The sequence below is a fragment of the [Empedobacter] haloabium genome, from assembly GCA_008011715.2.
Lineage (GTDB): Bacteria > Pseudomonadota > Gammaproteobacteria > Burkholderiales > Burkholderiaceae_D > Rugamonas > Rugamonas haloabia.
Genome location: CP136508.1, coordinates 5,143,427 through 5,163,874, shown reverse-complemented (window position 1 = coordinate 5,163,874; position 20,448 = coordinate 5,143,427). Strand labels below are relative to the sequence as shown.

Here is a 20,448-nt window from a genome sequence, read left to right as displayed (position 1 = left end):
TAAAGGAAATTGTCGCCCTGGAAATGGCTTAGACGGTGTTGTTCTGCAGGCGCTCGGCGGCGTCGGCTTGCCGGCTCAGGAAGACCTGGCGCTCGCGCACGCGGTTGCCCGCGCTGTCGTAGGCATAGACGGTGGAGAGCGACGTGCCCACGTCGTCGATGCGCACGAGGTTCGTGCCGCTGTAGGTGTAGCGCAGGTCCTGGCCGTAATCGGACGTCTGCGACAGCGATCGGCCGGCGGCGTCGTAGCCGTATGCCGTCGCCTTGCCTCCCATGTCGATGCTGGTCTTCAGGCGGCCGTTCTCGTACTGCCAGGACATCGACTTTTCCTTGGCGTCCTTGGTGGCGATCTTGTGGTTCTCGGCGTCGTAGGCGATCAAGGTGCGGCCGTGCAGGGCGCGGTCGCCGCGCAGGTCGACCGTGGCCGTGCAGATCACGTTGCCGCTGCCGTCGTATTCCTGCTCGGTGCCGGTCTTGTCCGAGCCGAGGCTGCGGATCAGGCGGCCCAGTTCGTCGTATTCGCGCTCTTGTACCAACTCCTTGTAGTCGACCAGGTTGGATGGCAGCGGGCCGTAGCCGGTGTCGATCGCCAGGTACACGTTCACCGCGGCGGTGCGCGTCGTCAGCAGGTGGCCCAGGTGGTCGTAGCTGTAGCGGGTGGTGACGCCGGGCAGCGTTTCGCCGGGCAGGACGGTGTCCGGCTGCGTGGTGGAGAGGCGGTTGCCGAAGGCGTCGTAGGTGTTGGTGACGACGCCGCCGTCGGCGTGGATCTCCTGCGCCAGGTTGCCGGCGGTGTCGTAGACGTATTGGTTCAATGCGCCGCGGCCGTCGATCGTGCCGACCAGGCGGCCGAGGGCGTCGTAGCGGCTCGTCTGCAGGGCCGTTTGCTTGCCGCCACTTCCGATGGCCGTGCCGGACGTTTGCTGGTTGGCCTCGTTATAGGTGTAGGTCGTCTTCCAGTTCGGGTCGCGCGGATCGGTGATCAACAGCACGTTGCCCCAGCGGTCCAGGGTCAGCTGATTGCCCTGGAAGGCGGGCTTGCCGCCGGCGCGGACGGTGTTGCCGTAGACGACTTCCTGCGTGTGGCGGGCCACGCTGTCGGGGTCATTGATGATCTGCTTCAGGCGCTGGACGGCCTTGTCCGTCGCCGCGACGTGCTGCGCGGTCGTGGCCTGCAGCGTGGCCATCGCCGCCGACACCTGGGCGTTGAAGCGCTCGCGCTGCACGGCCAGGGACATGCTGCCGCCGGTGCCGGTGCCGTTGCTGTAGTAGTCGATGATGTCGACGACGGCCTGGCCGCGGTTGGCGGCGCGGCTTTCTACGCGGGAAACCTCGTCCTCTAGAAAGGTGCAGCTGGACTCTGCATTTGGTACAGGAGGTAATTTACGAACAGGCAGAACCCGATTTTTTTGGAGAAATTAATACTTTGAAAGCTCCGCAGCTATTTCTCTTTGCCCACGTTCAACTGCAAAAGCATGAGCATCCATTTCATGCATTGAAGGTCCGGTGTATCGAACATTAATATCAATCCCCTTTTTTATGAGCATCCTAACAATCTCTATATTCCCTATGTAAATGGCGCCGAATAACGGATTTTTTTCCGGCTCATCAGTATCCATCTCTGAGTTAAGGTCTAGTAAAAATGAAACTGCATCGATTTGACCCTTGGATGCCGCATAATTCAAAGCGTTTCCCTTGAAAATGCCACTCCGGGAATTGATGTCGGCTCCTGATGAGATAAGTATATTCATAGCTTCGATATTTCCCTCTCCTGCGGCGACATGCAAGAGCGTGCCAAACGGAGTATTGGCTCTGCACAGTGAAGCGTCTGAAGTAAGGATCTCCCGAAGATTCTGGTTTTCCCTCTTCAATATTGCATCGTATGCACTTTTTAACTGACTCATATTTATCTCCTTCGCGCTGCGGCTTGACCAAGTTCATCGAGTGCTTTCACTATATCAGCACGATTTCCACCGAACTGTTCTACGCTTTTCAACTCGTTGACCACGTTCCTCAATGCATTAATACCATGTTGCCCAGCAACGCGGTTGGGTGCCCAAGCAAGATTTTCAACGCCATAAATAGGGTCGATGTCGTACCTACGCAATAATTCCTGTCCCTCTCTTACTAATGCCTTCTGCGCGGGGCCGTTGCCTTCCTTGAACAGGATATGGTGCGCATGTGGGTCGGGCATTCCTTCTGGCGGGCCGCCAATAGCGTTACGTAGATAGGCGCCATAATTAAACTTGTCCGGTGCCACAAGCCGGAACGGAAGAGGAAAACCAGAGTAAAGGTCATTGGTGACTTCCGAATTGAGCTGTATCTTATACTGACCGTATTCCGAAAGGTACTTACCAGCTACGCCGAAACCAGCACCATAGACGATGGCATCACCGAACTCTTTACCTGAAAAGCCAAACTGACCAGACTGACCATCCGTTACCAAATGGGTGAGGTTACGACCTGCTTGATAGCTGAGATCGAACGAGCCACCAGCGGCTGCACCGGCCAAGCCGTACCCGAGATAACCGCTACCTGCTCGGCCCGCTACATATCCTCCCACGCGGCCTGCGACAGCCATGCTAGCTAAGGTTGTGGTGACATCTACAGCCGTTGCCTTCAAAAAGTTTCCGTTAGTTAATCTTCCGTTCGCCTCTGCGCGTATGCGGTCATCGTGTCGTTCAACGAAGCCAGCGGTAACAAAGTTCCAGGCCAAGTATGCTGTCTTTCGAGCTGCATAACTCGCTGCATCCAGAGGGCCCCGTGCCCCGTTAGCAATATCAGCATCTACCTGAGCATCAGTGATCCCAAGCGCAGCAGCGTTGGTATTCCCCTCAACGAAACGATGATAAGTTGCTTCAATCCCTAGCATAGCGTCGTTCTGACCCGATACCCCGGCATCAAAACTGCGCAACGTGATGTAGTCGCCAGAGGGGACGGCCGAAGTTGAGGCCGCAATCGACATCTCCGGCCCTGCATTCTTCGGAATTACTCCCCATCTCGCTAGTTGCTCACGTTGGGCATATGCATCTTCAGTTAGGCTAGCGGCAGGATAATACGTCCTACGTAACTGTTCATCCGCAGAATCGAATATGCTTTGGCTGGGCGCCTGCTGACTGCTCGTCTCCGTCGACCTTTCATTCAATTTTTTAGCAATGCTGCTGCCCAGCGCGTTGCCAAACGCATCCGTAGCAACCTGAGCAGCTAAGGGAATTCCTGGCCGCCAAAAAAGAAGCCACACCCATACCCCGCGCGATCAGCAGCGGGTTGGGGACGGCTTTATTAAAATTAGAGAGTCAGCGGCTGACCAGGAACCCATATAGGCATATGGCCGAGGCGGTGTCGGCTTACTCGAATAGATAGTGGCGCGAGAAATAGTTATTTAAACCAATTAGCTTGGCTCAAACCCCCGGACGATGCCGGTCTCTTTCTCTACAACAAAAACCACGGGGCCATCCATTAAGTTGCCATTTGGGGTAAACACGTCGAATACAGCCCCCCATTCGTTAGGCCACTTTTCGTCAAAGCTGATGCCTACGAATTCGTATCTGTACCCACGCAAGTCCAGCTGGCTTACATGCTCAATTGCCAATTCCTGAGCGCGCTCTTTCGAAATACTCATTACCAAAGTCCTCCTACCTTATCGATATACCAACGGGCGTGGCTCATTTCTTCCGGCTGCAAGCTATTCCAACGCTTTGGCATTGACTCCAGCTTATCGAAAACATATTGCTCTTTCATCAAACGTGTCTGAGCTGAGTACGTCGGCTCGCCCAACGCCTTGTATTGCTGATAGTGCGTCAGCTCGTGCCATACCTCATAATTTGTGGGGTTGTCACGCAATACTAAAGCCCTTTCGCCGGCGCTAAAGCCTCCGGCGTAACCCGGCGGAAGATGTTCGTCCCCAACCCTGAGCGCTATGCCTCGTCGTTCGAGGTAAGCTCCCAGCGTAGCCAGCTTTTCCTGACCATAAAGCTGGCCGCCCAAGCGCGCAGACCCTTCCATGGCGTCGAGCGAGTTAATACTGGTACGTGAAACTGCGCCGCCAGCAAGTGCCAATGCCGTGCTAGGTAGGGATGCACCAATTTCCTCTGGATTGCCGTGATAGAGCGCATTGAGCGTGCCGATCGGCGTAGACATCACAGCACCGTGAAGGATGTCTCCGGCCGTCGCAAGTCCGCCTTTCGTCATGACCGAGCGCACCAGCCCACTTTGTGGATCGTAAGGTCGCGTGTCACCCATTACACCAACTTCAGGCCCGAATATACTCTGCTTAGCGAAGCCGTAACCGTCTTTGACGAGGTTCGCGGTCCCAACGAAAGGTGCGCTGACGAGGTTATACGCGCCTTCGCCATATCCTTTGAGGAATCTGCCAACGCTGTTGAACGTGAAGAAGCCTTCGACAGCGCCAATGTTGCGAGCGATGCCGGGACTGTTGGATTGAACGGTCGGAAGGTCGCCGTTGCGCATAGCGCTGTAATACTGGTCGAGATCGTAAGCACGGGCTTGGTCAGCCGTCATTCTCTTTCCAACCGAATTGCCGATCACGCCAAGGTAATCGACCTGCGCTCCACGTTGGTCCTTAAAGGTGAATTGAGTGCTAAATGCACCCCATCCGGTGTCCAGAGAGCCGCCGGCATAATTGGAGACAGCGCCAAATCCCGATGACGTTCCGCTGCCGCCGGCGCTGGCGGACGAGAGCAGCATACCTGCATAGTCAGGACCATCGGCCATCGCAAGATACGCCGCGTCCTGTTTTGCAAAGGCGCGGCTGACAGCTTGCCTTGCCCGGAACGTGTCAAAGTCTTCGACGTTACCTTGCCCACTGCTGCTGCCCGCTCCATTGCCAGAAGATGTGGAACTGGCCATCGGTCGCATACTGTCGGCCAAGCTGCTCCCCAGCGCATTGCCAAACGCATCCCCGGCAATCTGAGCAATCTCAATTTTACCCCCGCGCGCGACCGCAGTCGCCACACCGGCTGCAAAGCCAACTGCGGTAGCCCTGGTCAGCGGGCTGCCCTTAAGGAAGTCTGCGACTGGGTTACTCCCGGTCAGATACTCCGAGGTTACCTGGCCCATGCCAGCCCCGGCAGCCGAAGCCGCAACGTTACGCCACTCAAATTTTTTCTGTAACCCAGTGGCCACTGCGACGGTCTGTGAAACTGCGTTCGATAGTGCCGCCCGCGCAGCTACAGCCTGCCAGGTGTCGCCCTGGAATGCGCTCGGCAGTCCTTGTAGTTCGGAAAGCCCTTGTGTCGCCGCTGCGCTGATCGCTGCTCTACCAACGGCCTTCCAGTCGAATTTGTCTTGCGATCCTGTCGCCATGGCGGTGAGTTGACTGGCGATTGAGCCGGGTATGGCGCCCAGATAGTGGGTTACCACCACCGCCACGATTACTGGGAGGATTTTTCCCATCACCCCGCAGCCATTGTTCGCCTTCGGCGGCGGCATTGTCGGCGCGGTACTGCCGATCTGCTCACTCGGATCATACGGTTTATAGGTGTCGTAGTCCCCGTGCACGGTGTTCACCCGCGCCGGAATACGCAGGATATCGCCCACCGTCAGCTTCGAGTCGGCCGTCAGCGCGTTCGCATCGGCGATCAGGTACCACAGGTTGCCGTCGCCCCACAGGCCTTGCGCGATGCTTTGCAGCGTCTCGTTGGCGCTTTGCACGCTGTAGCTGCTGGGCGCCGCCACCATCGATGGACTGGTGACGGGCATGTAGTTCGAGCCGAGCAGGTTGTCCGGACTCGCGCTTTCCTCGCCCAGCACATTGCCGTTGACGATCAGGTTGAAGCCGGCATCCTTGCCGTCCTTCTTGTACGACTGGACGTGGCCGTCCGCGTCGTACCACAGCCGGTTGCGCGTGGTGATCTTTTCCGGCTTGGTTTCGATGATCGAAATGCGGTTGCCGTTGACGTCATAGCTGCTCTCGACCACCGAGCCATCCTTCGCCAGCGTGGTCTTGAGTTCCTTGTACGAGTCGCGGTACTCGTACTCGATGCGGTAGATGCCCTTGTTCTTGCCATCGGCGGCCGACACCACGTCGTAGCCGGTCAGGTTGCCCATGGCATCGTAGCCGTTGAACCAGGTGTCCTGCATGCCGTCCAGGCTGGCGTTCGAGTCCTTCTGGCGCGTCATGTGGCCAAAGACGTTGTACGTGTAGACCCGCCGGGCCACTTCGATCCCCAGTTCCTTGAGCACGTCGGCAACGCCTCGTCCGGCCTTGTCGGCCAAGCCGGACTGGCTGACGCGGCCGCCTTCGTCGTAGTGGCGCTCGTCGATCAGCAGGCCGTCGCGTTCGATCGACAGCAGGCGGCCGGCCAAGTCGTAGTGGTAGGTTTCGGTCGTCTCGGCGTTCTTCTGAATGCCGTAGGAGAATCCATTGAAGACCACGCGCGTGCCCGAATACGTGTCGCTCAGGCGGTTGCCCGATCGGTCGTAGGTGATCGCGTGCCCGCTGCCGCGCACGGCGCGGCCAATGCCTTGCGCGTCCACTTGCCAGTCGCCGTTGACGATGGTCTGGCGGTTCATCACGTCGAACGCGTTGAACCTCGTGATCGGTGCCGTACTGCCGTAGCGGCTGACGATCTTGACGCGATTGCCGTTGGCGTCGTACTCGTAGTCCAGCTGCATCTGGTCGTCCTGGATGCGCGTGACGCGATTCAGGTTGTCGAATGTGATCGTGTTGTTCTGCAGGCGCTCGGCGGCATCGGCCTGGTTGCCCAGGAAGACCTGGCGCTCGCGCACGCGGTTGCCGGCGCTGTCGTAGGCGTAGACGGTGGAGAGCGACGTGCCCACGTCGTCGATGCGTACGAGGTTCGTGCCGCTGTAGGTGTAGCGCAGGTTCTGGCCGTAACCGGACGTTTGCGACAGCAATCGGCCGGACGCGTCGTAGCCGTATTCCGTCGCCTTGCCCCCCATGTCGATGCTGGTCTTCAGGCGGCCTTTGTCATACAGCCAGGACATCGAATTGCCCTTGGCGTCCTTGCTGGCGATCTTGTGGTTCTCGGCGTCGTAGGCGATCAAGGTGCGGCCGTGCAGGGCGCGGTCGCCGCGCTTGTCGACCGTGGCCGTGGAGATCACGTTGCCGCTGCCGTCGTATTCCTGCTCGGTGCCGGTCTTGTCCGAGCCGAGGCTGCGGATCAGGCGGCCCAGTTCGTCGTATTCGCGGCGCTGCACCAGTTCCTTGTGGTCGACCAGGTTGGACGGCAGCGGGCCGTAGCCGGTGTCGATCGCCAGGTACACGTTCACCGCGGCGGTGCGCGTCGTCAGCAGGTGGCCCAGGTGGTCGTAGCTGTAGCGGGTCGTGACGCCGGGCAGCGTTTCGCCGGGCAGGACGGTGTCCGGCTGCGTGGTGGAAAGGCGGTTGCCGAAGGCGTCGTAGGTGTTGGTGACGACGCCGCCGTCGGCGTGGATCTCCTGCGCCAGGTTGCCGGCGGTGTCGTAGACGTATTGGTTCAATGCGCCGCGGCCGTCGATCGTGCCGACCAGGCGGCCGAGGGCGTCGTAGCGGCTCGTCTGCAGGGCCGTTTGGGTGTCCTTGGCGCCGGTCGCCATGCCCGAGGTCTGCTGGTTGGCCTGGTTGTAGGTGTAGGTCGTCTTCCAGTTCGGGTCGCGCGAATCGGTGATCGACAGCACGTTGCCCCAGCGGTCCAGGGTCAGCTGGTTGCCCTGGAAGGCGGGCTTGCCGCCGGCGCGGGCGGTGTTGCCGTAGACGACTTCCTGCGTGTGGCGGGCCACGCTGTCGGGGTCATTGATGATCTGCTTCAGGCGCTGGACGGCCTTGTCCGTCGCCGCGACGTGCTGCGCGGTCGTGGCCTGCAGCGTGGCCATCGCCGCCGACACCTGGGCGTTGAAGCGCTCGCGCTGCACGGCCGGGGCCATGTCGCCTTCCGTGCCGTTGCTGTAGTGGTCGATGATGTCGACGACGGCCTGGCCGCGGTTGGCGGCGCGGCTTTCCCAGGATGACACCTCGTCTGGCAGCGGATCGCGTCCCAGCACGCGGCTCAGGACGAGCTTGACGAAGTCGGCATTGCTCTGGCCGGCCGGGAAGAAGTCGCGGCCCTCGGGCAGTTCGATCATGCCCTTGGCGACTGCCGCCATGTCGAGCTTTTCGCGGCTGATCGAATTCACCCACGACGCCAGGCCAGCGGCATCCGGCACGCGGTTCAACAAGGCACGGTAGAGCTGGGTCAGCGGACGGATCGTCGCGGCCGACGCGGTGTTCGCCAGCTTGGCCTGCGCGGTGCTGTCGTACCTGGCCGCGGCGTTGCGCGCGCTCTGGCTGGCCAGGCGGATTGCCGGCATCAGGTCGTTGCTGGCGCCGGCGTTGATGACTGTTTGCAGGTTGTTGGCGACGCGGTTGCCGAACGTGGTGCTGTCGTCCTTGCCCAGCAGGGGAACGATCGTGATCCATTTCTCGACCAGTTGCTCGCGGCTGAGCGGCGGCGGACCCGAGAGGTCGCCCAGCCAGGTGTGCATTCCAGCAGGCTCTGGGTCGCGATCGAAACTGTATTTGTACAGCTTCGTAATGAACTCCTCATTCGTCTTGCCGGCGTAGATGGCGGCGCCTTCCGAGCCTGTCATCAGTTCCTGCACGGCAGTGGTGAATGGCATGCCGGCGGCGAGACGCGATGTCCAGTGGGCGATTTCGCTCAATGCGGGCGCGCGATTCAATACCGCCAGATAGAGCTGGGCCACCTTGGCGGCGACCTGCACCTCTTGCGTCATCGCGGCGGTCTTGACGTAGGCGTCGGCCATCAACGCATCGGCCTTGCCGACTTCGGCGTAGCATGCGGCGAACTTGGCTGCTTCAGCGGCGCGGGCGAAGGTGTCGGCGGCGTTGCCGTCGGCGGTCTTCGTAAGCTCGAGCGCGCTTTTCCTGTCTACGTTTTCCTGATATTTGGCCTTGGCAAGCGCAGCAGAGCGTACAGCGCTGGTGGCCGAGCTTACTTTGCCAGCAACGTCGACAAGAGCATTCATCGTCGAAAGGATAGATGACGCGGCCGTGTACTTATCCCTGGCTTGCTGTGCAGCTCTCTTTGCGTCTTCGTACTTGTTCGTGTATTCAGCCAAGGCCGGGGCGTAGGCAGTTTGCGCCGATGACTGTGCAGATTTAGCTGGCTCAAGCGCGTCTCTATATCGCTCCGCCTTTGCGCGGTCCTGACTGATTTGAGAGCTGTTCTTCTGTGCTAAATATTTTTGTGAGTCGGCCGTTCGTACGAAGTATAACGCTACGTACTGGGGGGTAAACGTGCCAGCCGTAAGTGGGTTGGCCCAATGATCGATTTCGTCCTTCCTGACAGGTTGTGTGGGGTTCGGCCGGTTCTGGGTCAGTTTATACAGTTTCGTAACGAACGTTCGGTTATCGAGGCCTTTGTACTCGCTCTCAGGCTCGTTGAGCAATCCCTCAACAATATCCAAGCGAAGCTTCTCGCGATCCGCTTCGCTGGCTAGGCTGGCCATTGCTTCAATTTGAGTTGCCAAGCCGGGAAAGTCGGTAGAACCTCGAATTCCAACGTATAGGCGAACTATCTCACGAAAAACTGCATCGTAGTCCAATACCCATTTTGCCTGCTTGGCGTTCGTGGTAGCGTTTTCTACTGCAGTGTTTGCAGCTTCTAACTCCCGTTTCTTATCAACATAGGCGTTATAGATTCGACTGGCCTCTCTGACGGGGCCAACTGCATCTAACTGTGCCTTTGAGCTTGCAGCGTCCGCTTCGCCCTGCTGGGCCTTCAGGAATTGGTCGAGCTTTCCATCCAGCGCAACCCGCGCGTCGATCTGCTCGGGCTTACCATCGCTGTACTTGAAATAGTAAGTATTAAGGAAGTCCAACGTGACCGAATAGCGAGACGCCTGGTCATTGGTCCTGGCCTGGTCGTTGATTTTGCTTGCCCAGTCGGCAACCGAATCCTGTGCATCGGCCTCGCGTCCAAGGATGCGGCGATACAGCATCTTGACGAATTCAGTCTTGTCGGTCGTATTGAACGCGCCATTCATCTCGGAGCTCAGCATCATCACCCGCACCACCTCTTGCAACGTTGGGTGCGCGAGATGCCCTTCGATCTCCGAAAGGGTCAGTGTGCGCTTCTGCGGAGTGGCACTGTTGGGATCGCGCTGCAGCAGAGTTACATACAACTGCATGATCGTAAGCCGCCGCGCCGCCGTAACGTCGCCCTTGCCGTTTGCATCGCTTAGTGCACTGGTGACTGCCGCAACCGCCGTATTCTTTATCTGTTCAGCGCTACTGGCCGCGAGCCGCAGACTCTCCAGCTGCGAGCTAATTCGGTCGAGCTCGTCCAACCGCGCCTTGGCCTTGGCGATTTCATCTTGCGATGCCTGCGCCAGCACGGCGAAGCTCTCGCTCACTCGCGTCATGAAGGCGCCACGAGCCGCCAAATAATCGGCAGCCTGCTTGTCCGGCTGGGCGCTGGCGTACCCGACAAAACTCGACAAAATCCCCCAGGCCACCTGGCCGCGGGTCAGCGGCGCAGGTCCCTGCAGCTTGTCGATCCAGGAATCGACCTCGGACTGCTTTGGCGTGGCCAATCCCTTCAGCATCGTGCTGTAGACCTTGCGCACGAAGTCGCCGTTCGACATGCTGGGCGGATAGATCGACGTGCCTTCGGGCGGTGAAGTGATGAATCCGTCCGCAAGTTGCTCGCCCGTGGTTTTCGGATTTTCCATCTGCTTGGCAAAACCCGCCAGGTCCGGGTTGGCCTGGAACGACGCCACGTCGCGGCCCAGCAGGCCGACGTACAGCTGCATCACCAACACGCGTCGGTTCGCGTCGGTCTGGTTGACGGCATTGGCTTTCGCCAGGGCCAGCTTCGCGGCTGCCTGCGTTGCGGCCGTGGCGGCCTGGGCGCGAGCCTGCACGCTGTCGCGCGCCGCGCCAGCACTCTGCAGCGCCTTCTGGGCATTAGTCTGGAACCGTGTCTGCGCCGCCTGGTAAGCGTAGGCTATGGCATTGTCCGTACCCTGCGCCGTCACGCGCTGCAGCACCTCGCGCGCCGCGGCCAGGTCGCCGCCGCCAGCCCAGTCGAACGGCGAGAAGTTGATGGCGCAAGCCACGCCCACGGCGACCTTGTTGTCGTAGACGGCTCGCAAGTCCCGTTCCGCCTGCGTCATACCCTGGAAGCGCATCATGCCGTTGACGATGGCCAGGGCCACCTCGGGATACTTTTCCTTGGACGTCAGCAGGGCGGCGAAGTCGTTCATCTCCTTTTTCGCGCCGTCGCTGCCAGGAATCTGACCGAGCGCGAGCTGGTAGATGCGCTGCACGAATGCGAGCTCCCCCAATTGCGTGGTGGGCAGCAGGGCGCTCGCCGTTGCCGCTTCCCGACCATTGATGAATTCGCCAGCGAGCCTCGCAAACCGATCCGAACTCACGCCACCGTCGTTACCCTCGGTGAGCTTGGCCAGGTGGTAATCGAAGCCCACGCTGTCCGGCGTCCGGTTCAGCAATGCCACGTAGAGCCGGGACACCTGCGTGCGCATGTCCTCGAGCGGCTGCCCGGCGGCGGCGGCCGCGGCGGCGGCTTGGGCCGACTTGGCGGCCGAGGCGTTTGCATTGGCGATGATCAGCGCGTCCTTTACGGCTTCTTCGATCGCCGTCTGCGACGTGACGGCGGCGATCACCGCCTTGCTGATGTACTGGTCGTCTCCCGTCACATTGTCCTCGAGCCGCGGCTGCGCGAAGCTCAGGGCGATGCCCAGCTTGTTGTTGAACAGCTTGCGTTCCGCGACCTTGGCCGGGTCGCTGCCGGCATACGTGCTGACCTGGTTGGTCAGGTCCACCACAAACTTGCCGGCGCTGATGGCGCCGCTGTTCAGGCGCCCCACCCAGCCGCTCTGTTCCGTTACGGTCGCGGAACGGCCGAGCATCGTGCGGTAGACGCGGCGCACCAGCTGTTCGTTATATTGCTGGGTACTCAGGTCTACCTTCGGATACAGCAATGGATCCTTTGCTTCGTCTCTGTCCAGGATGCGGTCGGCGATGCGTTCGATCGACGGGTCGCTGCTCAGCGCATTGAGCCAGGAGTCCAGCCCGGCTTGTTCGGGCGCGCGGCCGAACAGCGCCAGGTAGACCTGCGCGATCTGGGTGCGAGACTGGTTCTTCTCGCCCAGCGTCGTCGCCAAGGCCTTGGCCCCGGCCAGGTCGGTGGCGGCCATCTCGAATACCTGCTTCGCATCGGCGACGACCGTGCCGCGCTGGTCGACGGCATAGCTAACGGCTGCTTCGGCGTAAGCATCGAGGCGCTTGCGTGCCCGGGTTTCCAGGCTGTCCTGGCCTTGCGCCGGCTTGGCCTTCGGCGGCATGTGCACGCTGGCCGTGTCGATCAGGTCGAGGATGACCTGGCCGCGCGCATTGCCCGGCTGGCCGAGCGCCGCCTGGTAACGCTGGGTCCAGTAGGCCAGGTCGGTGGCGTAATTCTCGTCGCCCCCGGCGCGGCCGAAGATGACGTCCATGATGTTTTTCATGGTGGCGCCCACGTCGTTGCCGAAGCGTGCCTTGCCCTCCGTGCTGCCAAGGAAGTCGAGCACCAGGTCGGCCAGCGACGCGCCTGCGTTCATGCGCGTGATGTAGTGGTTCAATCCGGCCAGGTCGGCGGCGCGGTTCAGCGCCACCGCGTACACGCGTGCCAGCTGCAGGGCGGCGTCGCGCGACTGGCCCGCCGCCACGCTGAACGTGCCGCCGGTGCGCTCGAACTGCGCCTCGCCGGCCGGCTGGACGATGACCTTGTATTCGTAGTCGCCTGCAGGCAGGCCGGCCGCATTGAAGCCGGTGTAGGCGCCGTAGGCGGCGACCCGCTCCGGGCTGGCATCGGTCCACGCATTGCCGCCACGGATGCGGTACTGCACCTTGATCGATGCCGGCTGTTCGCCCGGCTCACCCACCAGCATGACCGGGCTGACGGTGCCCCCGGTCGCGGCTTGCACAGACCAGCTGTCCGTGCGGGCATCGCGCACCAGCACCTGGCTTCCGGTGTCGCCGCGCCGCACGTCGATCTTGCGGCCCAGCAGGTCGTAGCGCACGTCGGTGCGCAGCACGTCGCCGAGCGCGAGCACGGCGTTCGGCGTCGTCAGGTTCGCCAGCCTGTCCATGTTGGCATCCGTGCCGACGATCTGCGCCGTCGCGTTGCCCAGCACGTCGTACAGGGTGACCTTCGATACGCCGTCGCCCGCGTTGGTAAACCATGCCCGGCCAGCCCGGTCGTAGTTGGTCATCTCGACAATGCGGCCGGTTGTCCCCGTCATCAAGGTGACGGCCGTCGTTTCGCCGAAGGCGTTATAGGTGTAGACCCGCTGCGAGTTGGGCAGGCTTACGTTCGTGATGAGGTTCGCATTGCCCGGCGTCTCGACGCTGCGCACGCGGCCCAGCGCATCGTAGCGCGATACCTCGAATTGCACGTGCCGGTTGTTCCAGTTGTCCGTCGCGAACTGGGCCTTGCGCACCAGGCGCCCGTACACGTCGTAGGACATGTAGACGACCGAACGGTCGGCGTCCGCGCGCACGAACTGTTCCGCGTCGACCATTGTCACGGCGCGGCCGGCCGCGTCGTAGTGCGTGGCGGTGATGCGGTTGGCGCTGTTGGCCAGCATCGCGGCCGTCGCGACCGGCGTGCTGCCTTCGGTACCGTCCGGCGTGCCGTCGGCGTAGTCGACGCGCAGCACCACGTTGCCCAGGATGTCGAGCTTGAATTCGGTGAACGCCGTCTTGCCGTCCGTCGCCGCGCGGCCCTGCCACGTGGCGCTGGCGTGGCCGAGCGCGTCGTAGGCCGTGTAGGCGCGGTTGCCCAGCGCATCGGTAACCTTGACCTGGTTGCCGACGGCATCGTAGCCGTACGTCGTGGTGACGTCGCCGTCCCGTTTGACACCCTTGTCGTAGAAACCGACGCCGACACGCGTTTCCGCGGTCTTGCGATTGAGCTTGTCGTATTGGTAAGACAGCACGCGGTCGTTGGCGGCATTGGCGGTGACGCCGGCGAACGACGTCGCGCTCCAGCTGCCGTAGGCATCGGCGTATTCGGTCTGGCGTTGCAGGTTGCCGGCGAAGTCGTAGTCGAACGTGGTCAGGTAGCCGCTGCGGTTGCCCGGCAGGTCGGACAGCGCCTGCACTTGCGCGATCTTCTCGCCGCGCGCGTTAAAGTACGACATCGTCACCGCGGCTTCCGTCACGGCGGCACCGGCGGCGTTCGCGCCGAACACCGCCTGGCGCACGATGGCGCCGAACGCGTCGTACTCGTTGACGGTCTTGCGGCCGGCTTCCTGGTAGACGTTGCCGGTGGTGGTGTGGGCATCGTAGACGAAGGTCACCGGCTGCATTTCCGACAGCACCCGGCCCTTGGCGTCATGCGTGTAGCGGATGGTGCGGTCCTTGCTGCCGTTCTTCTGCACGAGCGCACCGAAATCAACGGCGGAAACGGTGGTCAGCGTACGCTCGCCCAGCCGGCTTTCGCCGTCGTAGCGCGTCAGGGCGACCACGTCGCCGAAGGCATTGCGCTCATAACCGGTGACGTAGCTGGCGCCATCGACTTCCCAGCGTACCCGTCCGGCGCGGTCGTAGATCTTGTAGCTGGTCACGCCGCCGACGTCGGTGTTGGACACGGCGTTGCCGAGCGCATCGTAGGTGACCTTGACGGTACGGGCGTTGCTCGCCACCTCCTTCGGCCGCGCATCGGAGCCATACCAGTTTTCCGACCAGGTCTTGCCCGGGGCGTCGTCATAGACCAGGACCGACGGCAGCGTGGTCTCGACCTGGCGGCCCACCGCGTCGTAGGCGTATTGCGTGGCGCGCTCCTTGCCGGCCACGCCATGGGCTTCGATCCGGCGCACCAGGTTGCCCAGCACGTCGTATTCCATCTTCGTGACGAGCGCCTGCTGCGCCACGCCGCCCCAGTTGCCGGGACGGGCCAGCGCGCTGTCCGCATAGGCCGTCACCGGCGGGCTCGTCTCGCTGACGAGGTGGCCGGCCGCATCGTAGGCGTAGGTCCAGGTGTTGCCAAGCTTGTTGGTGAACGACAGCTTGCGGCCCAGCGCGTCGTAGCCATAGCGCTCGGTGTTGAAGGTGGCGTCCGTGACGGCGATCAGGTTGCCGCCAGCATCGTAGTCGTAGGCGGTGACACGGGTGCGCTCGTCGGTCTGCTGGGCCAGCGTCGCTTTCGCGGCCTTGTCGAGGATCTCGAAATCGCTCAGGTTGGCCGACAGGGCCAGCGCGATCGGGAACGCCAGCTCGCGCAGCACGCGGCCGTTGGCATCGTAGTCCTTGCCGGTCAGGTAGCCCTGGGCGTCGATCGCGTAGCGCAGGCGGCCGTCGGCATAGTAGGCGAAGTACTGCTTGCGGTCGGCATCTTGCGCGCGGGTCGCCATCAGGCGCGCGACGTCCGCCGCGCTGGCGGCGCCGTTCGCTTCGGCGGCCGTCAGTTCGGTCGCGTAGGCGATCGACACGATGAAGTTGCCGTTGCCGTCGTAGCGGCGGAACGACACGGCGCCTTCCGGGTCGATGACGTAGGCCGGGCGATTGTTGTTGTCGTAGAAGGTGCGGGTGACGCGGTCGGTCGCGGCCGGCGCGGGTTGGAAGTTGGGGCCGAGGCGGCCGCTGACGCTCACCGGCGTGGCGAACTGCGTGGACTTGACCACGTTGCCACGGGCGTCGTATTCCAGGCGTACGGCCGATCCCAGCGTGTCCACCGTCGCCACCAGGCGGTTGCCGCCGTCGTAGCTGTAGCGCGTCAGGCGGTCGCGCGCGTCGTCGACGGTGCCCGCCAGCGGCGTTGCCGCGTTCACGTTCGTCAGCGCCGTGGCGTGCTCGCGCACGCTCAACAGGTTGCCGGCGGCGTCGTATTCGCGCGTCGTCAGGGCCCACTGGCCGTTCGTGCCCAGCGATTTCGCGCTGGCGGTGACCCGGCCCATGGTGTCGTAGTTGTAGAGCGTGACGGCGTCGTTGGCGTTGCCCGCCAGCGCCGCGATCTGCGCCATGGTGGGCGCGGCACTCTTCAACGGTGTCGCACGGCCAATGCGTTGCTGTACATTACCGCTGCCATCGTAGACGGTTTGCACGACTGCCCATTCGCGTTCGCCATCGACGCCGCGCTGGGCGGTCGCGGTGGCGACAGGGCGGTTGTTGGCATCGTAGAAATACATGACGACGCTGTTGCTGGCACGGCCCGCCTCGGTGGCGCGCGCCGGGTCGACGATCCAGGCCGCGATGGCCGCGTCGGTCGGCTTCAGGTCGGCGCTGGCGAACGGCGTGGCGAAGCCGGTGCGCTGGACCAGCCGGCCGGCGCTGTCGTAGACCTGGCTCGCGACGGCCCACTGGTTGCTGGCGCCGGCGGACTGCAACGTCAGCGTGGCGGCCAGGCGGCCGTTCTTGTCGTAGACGAAGCGCTGGCGGGTGTCGTCGGCTGGGGTGCTGCGCGATCCAGTGGCGAGTGCTTGCTCGATATCGGCGACGCTTGGGGGATTGTCGAAACGCTTGGCGAAAGTGAGCTGTTCGACGACCCGGCCTTCCGCATCGTAGCTGAACGCGGTGAGCACATTGGATGCATCGACCGTGGCGCGCACCCGTCCTGTCTTGTCGTACAGCGTTTGCGTAACGGCATCCAGCACCGAAGGCGACGTACCGTTGGCGATGCTATGGCGGGTGACCTTGCCGGCCTGGCCGAACGCGTTGTAGCTGGTGACGGTACGATAGCCCATCGCGTCGGTCGCGTCGGTACGCAGGCCGCGCACGTCGTAGGTGAACGACTGGGTGCGGTCCAGACTTGCGTTGGCGAGCGCCGCCAGCGCGGCCACGCTCGTGGCGTCGCTGCCGGACTTGGCGTATTGGGTGATGCTTGCGACCGTGTCGCGTGCGCTGTAGGTGCGGCCTTCGACGTTGCCGTTGGCGTCGACGGAGTAGACCAGGCGGCCGTCGGTATCGTAGTAGGCGCGCTGGCGGGCGAAAGCACCGTTTACGGCAGCGGAAAGCTCATTCGCCGACGCGTGCCCACGCTTGCCGATCGCCGTCGCGATCTGCGACAGCGGCGTGCGGTACTGCAGCGTGCCGGTGACTTCGTCGAATGCGTTGTACTCGGTCTTTTGCACCGAGCCGTCGGCATTGGCCGCGTAGACCTTGCGGCCGTCGTTGTCGTAGTAGTACCTGGTGTAGAAGGCGCTACCCGTTTTCGGCAGCTTGTCGACCGTGCCGGCAGTGGCGATGGTGCCGATCTGGGCGGCCGTCAGCGGTGTGGTGTAGCGCGCCACCTCGATCAGGTCACCGAACGGGTCGTAGGTGTAGTGTTCCCAGTCGCCGGCCGCGTTGATCGTGGCCGCCAGGCGGTCCTGGTCGTAGACGTACAAGGTGCGGTTGCCCAGCTGGTCCGTCATGCTGATGCGGTGGCCATCCTTGTCGTAGGTGTAGGTGATGCCGTAGTCGGCCCAAAGACGTGCCACTTCGTTGCCTGGCGTCGTGCCTGGCAGCGCCGCCAGCTTGACGGCGCCCTCCGGGCTCAGTTCGCCCGTGACGCGGCCCAGTGCATCGTAGCGCCGCGTCGACGTGCGCTCGGCGGTGGTCGGACTGCCGCGCGTGATGGAAACCTGCCGCCCGGCGCTGTCGTAGCCGTAGCGGATGATGTCGTTGTTGGCGGCCGTTTCCGTCACCAGCTGGTTCATCGCGTTGTAGGTGTAAGAGGTGACGCGGTCGTCCGCGCTGGTCTGCACGCCCAACCCGCTCAATGTGGCGGCAGTCGGCGTCGCCACGGCGATCGCATATTGGCGGCGCCTGGTGACGTTGCCCGACGCGTCGTAGGTGATCTCGGTCAGGTAGTTGGCGGCGTCGACGATGCCGACCAGCTGGCCTTTGCCGTCGTACAGGTTGCGCTGGTGTGCGACCTTGTCGTTCGGGCCAGGGCGCAGCACGTCGAGCTTGCCGGCGGCGCGCAGGTCGGCCCGGGCCGGCTGCAGCGACGTGATCGTGTCGACCAGGCGGCCGGCAGCGTCGTAAACGAGTTCGGTAAGATAGCCGGCGCCGTCCAGCTTGCCGACGAGCTTGCCGTCGTTGTCGTAGAAGATGCGGCTGATGCGGTCGTCGTTGCCGGCTTCGTCCGGGAATATCGCCGGGATCTGGCCGGCCACGATCGCGTTCGTATCGACCGGCTTGGCGCGCGCGATGGTGCGCACCAGGCGACCCGCGCCATCGTATTCGAGACGCGTGAGGTAGCCGCTGGCGTCGACCGACGCGAGCAGGCGGCCGCCGGCGTCGTGGTTGCTCCAGGTGCGGCGGTTGGCTTCGCCCAGCGTGGTGGGGCGCAGTGCGGCGAGCGAGGGATACAGCAGCGTGCCGTCGCTGGCCTGCAGCAACGAGGTATCGACATCCGCCGCGTAGCGGATCGTGCCCGTCACGCGGCCGTCCTTGTCGTACAGGTATTCGACCATGGACTTGCCGACGATTTCCGCAACCTTGCGGCCGGCCGTGTCGTACAGCGTATGGGTAATGTTGTTGTAGCTGTCCCGCGCGGCGCGCACGCGGCCGTTGGCGTCGTAGTCGAATTTCAGCAGGCCGGTGCCCTCGGGCAGTTTATCGGCCGAGGCATAGGTGCGCAGCAGCGCGCCCGAGGCGTCATGGAACTGCTGCTGCTCCAGGTAGGAAGCCGTTTCACCGGCGGCGTAGGCGCTGACCGTGACCTGGTTGGTGGCGTCGACATAGGTCGTGACCTTGCGCGTGCCGTCGGCTTCCGTGCGCGACAGCTGGCGGCCCAGCTCGTCGTAGGTGTAGCTGGTCGCGGGGCTGTTGTTGACAACCTCGCTGCGCAGCTGGCCGGATTGATCGTAGATAAAGCGCCGCACCGTTTGGGTGCCGTCCGTCTTGCCCACGCGGCCCTGGGAACCGGTATAGGTGGTCGACGACGCGATATTGCCGCGGCTGTCGTAGCCATAGTCGACCTGGCTGGCAACGCCGTTCGCTTCCGCCGCGATTTGCGTCGTCCATGCGTCCAGAACATTGAGTGGTTCGGTAGCCGGTAGCGCGCGGTTGTATTCCAGCTTCGAACTGATCTGGCCAAGTGCGTTGTAGCGGTATTCGGTGATGCTGCGCGTCGGCGAGACGATGAAGCGGATGCGCCCTTTGTTGTCGCGCACGTAATGCTGAGTTTTGCCGTCGCCGGGGCCGTCCGGGCCGTCGCCGTCCGGGTCCGCCACGGAATACGACGTCTCGTTGTCCATGTAGTTGGTGGCGCTGTAATAGCGCCTGGTCGTGCGGCCGTCCGCGTCCCGCTCCATTATCCGATTGCCGTTGGCATCGTAACCGTAGACGGTCGCGCGCCCGGCCGGGCTCACGGTACGGATCACGTTGCCCGAGGCATCGTAGTAGAACGAAGTCACCAATTCCGCGCCATCGACGTACCGCGTCACGCTGGTGAGCTGGCCGCGGTTGTCATAGGCGTAGGTGGTGCGATTGCCGGCCGGCTCGGTAACGGTGGTGCGGCCCGGCGTGGCGTAATCGAAGCGGGTGATGCGACCCAGTGCGTCGCTGACGCTGGCGACGCGGCCCGCATCGTCGTAGATGAAATTGAGCTCGCTATTGTCGCTCTGCCGTACCTGCTTCAGGCGGCTCGTGCTGTCCCAGTACTGGTAGCTGGTGCGGTACACCTTGCCATCGGCGATCGAGCGATCCTGCGGGCTCAGGTCGACGACGACGGCGGTCAGGCGGTTCTGCGTGTCGTATTCATAATAGGTCCGTACCTCTTCCTGGCCGTTGGCCGGCGTGGTGCGGATCTTGACGAGGTTGCCATTGACGTAGTCGTAGCGGCTGACGTCGCCGGTCTGGTCGGTCACGGTCTCAAGCTGCCCGGCGGCGTTGTAGGTGTACTTGACACTGTCCTGCTGCAGTTCGCCGGTGGCGACGATGCGACCGGCCGAGTCGTAGCGTTCGTAGATGCCGTTGCGGTTGCGGTAGTCGCCCAGCCAGGTCCAGCCGGTGGCATCGCCCAGCAGCGTATCGTGGGCGCCGTCGCCGTCCGTGCTGCGGTAGGCACCGCCCGCTGTATCGTAGGTGTACAGCTGGCTGCTGCCGTCGCTGTCGATACGGGTGACCGTGCTGCCTGCCGTGTTCAGCGTGCCCGTCAGGCCAGCGATGCGCTTGGCCGGGCCGGTCATCCAGTTGCTGCCATTGCCGCTGCTGAGATTGCCCTGGGAGTTGTAGGTGCGGGTCAGCGCGACGTCGACACCCAGCGATACCAGCCACTCGTCGCGATCGTTGACGACCAGATTGCCGTTCGCGGCGTTGATATAAACCGCTTCCTTGGTGGCGCCGTGGGTGCTGTTTCCGAACATCCCGGCCGCCCCCAGCGTGCTTGCCGAACCATTTTGCACACCCAACCCATTACCGCCAACAATCGCAACCATTCTTCCCTGCTCCGTCTGATAAACATGCCGGCCCGTCCGGGCCTCTCTGGGAATGTAT

Annotated in this window: 5 protein-coding genes; all 5 read right to left on the bottom strand. The window is 62.7% G+C overall.

The genetic code is table 11. The features are described from left to right. Positions 1–28: 28 nt before the first annotated feature. On the bottom strand, positions 29–1,237 hold the full coding sequence (locus E7V67_022360) for a hypothetical protein (protein WUR12419.1): 1,209 nt from the start codon (positions 1,235–1,237) through the stop codon (positions 29–31). 180 nt (positions 1,238–1,417) lie between these two features. Next, positions 1,418–1,903 (bottom strand): ankyrin repeat domain-containing protein, encoded by a 486-nt coding sequence (locus E7V67_022355; GenBank protein ID WUR12418.1) that lies wholly within the window; start codon positions 1,901–1,903, stop codon positions 1,418–1,420. Positions 1,904–1,905: 2 nt separating this feature from the next. After that, a complete protein-coding gene (locus E7V67_022350; protein ID WUR12417.1) occupies positions 1,906–3,240 on the bottom strand; it encodes an AHH domain-containing protein in 1,335 nt (444 codons plus the stop codon). Between the two features lie 150 nt (positions 3,241–3,390). After that, on the bottom strand, positions 3,391–3,621 hold the full coding sequence (locus E7V67_022345; protein WUR12416.1) for a hypothetical protein: 231 nt from the start codon (positions 3,619–3,621) through the stop codon (positions 3,391–3,393). Next, the gene (locus E7V67_022340; GenBank protein WUR12415.1) at positions 3,621–20,318 is read right to left on the bottom strand and encodes a DUF4214 domain-containing protein; all 16,698 of its coding nucleotides are present in this window, start codon (positions 20,316–20,318) and stop codon (positions 3,621–3,623) included. The genes E7V67_022345 and E7V67_022340 overlap by 1 nt, the downstream gene beginning before the upstream one ends. Positions 20,319–20,448 lie beyond the last annotated feature (130 nt).

Coding starts and splice junctions, on each gene's coding strand:
- E7V67_022360 (WUR12419.1), bottom strand. CDS start 1,237: ATGTCCCTGGCCGTGCAGCGCGAGCGCTTCAACGCCCAGGTGTCGGCG.
- E7V67_022355 (WUR12418.1), bottom strand. CDS start 1,903: ATGAGTCAGTTAAAAAGTGCATACGATGCAATATTGAAGAGGGAAAAC.
- E7V67_022345 (WUR12416.1), bottom strand. CDS start 3,621: ATGAGTATTTCGAAAGAGCGCGCTCAGGAATTGGCAATTGAGCATGTA.
- E7V67_022340 (WUR12415.1), bottom strand. CDS start 20,318: ATGTTCGGAAACAGCACCCACGGCGCCACCAAGGAAGCGGTTTATATC.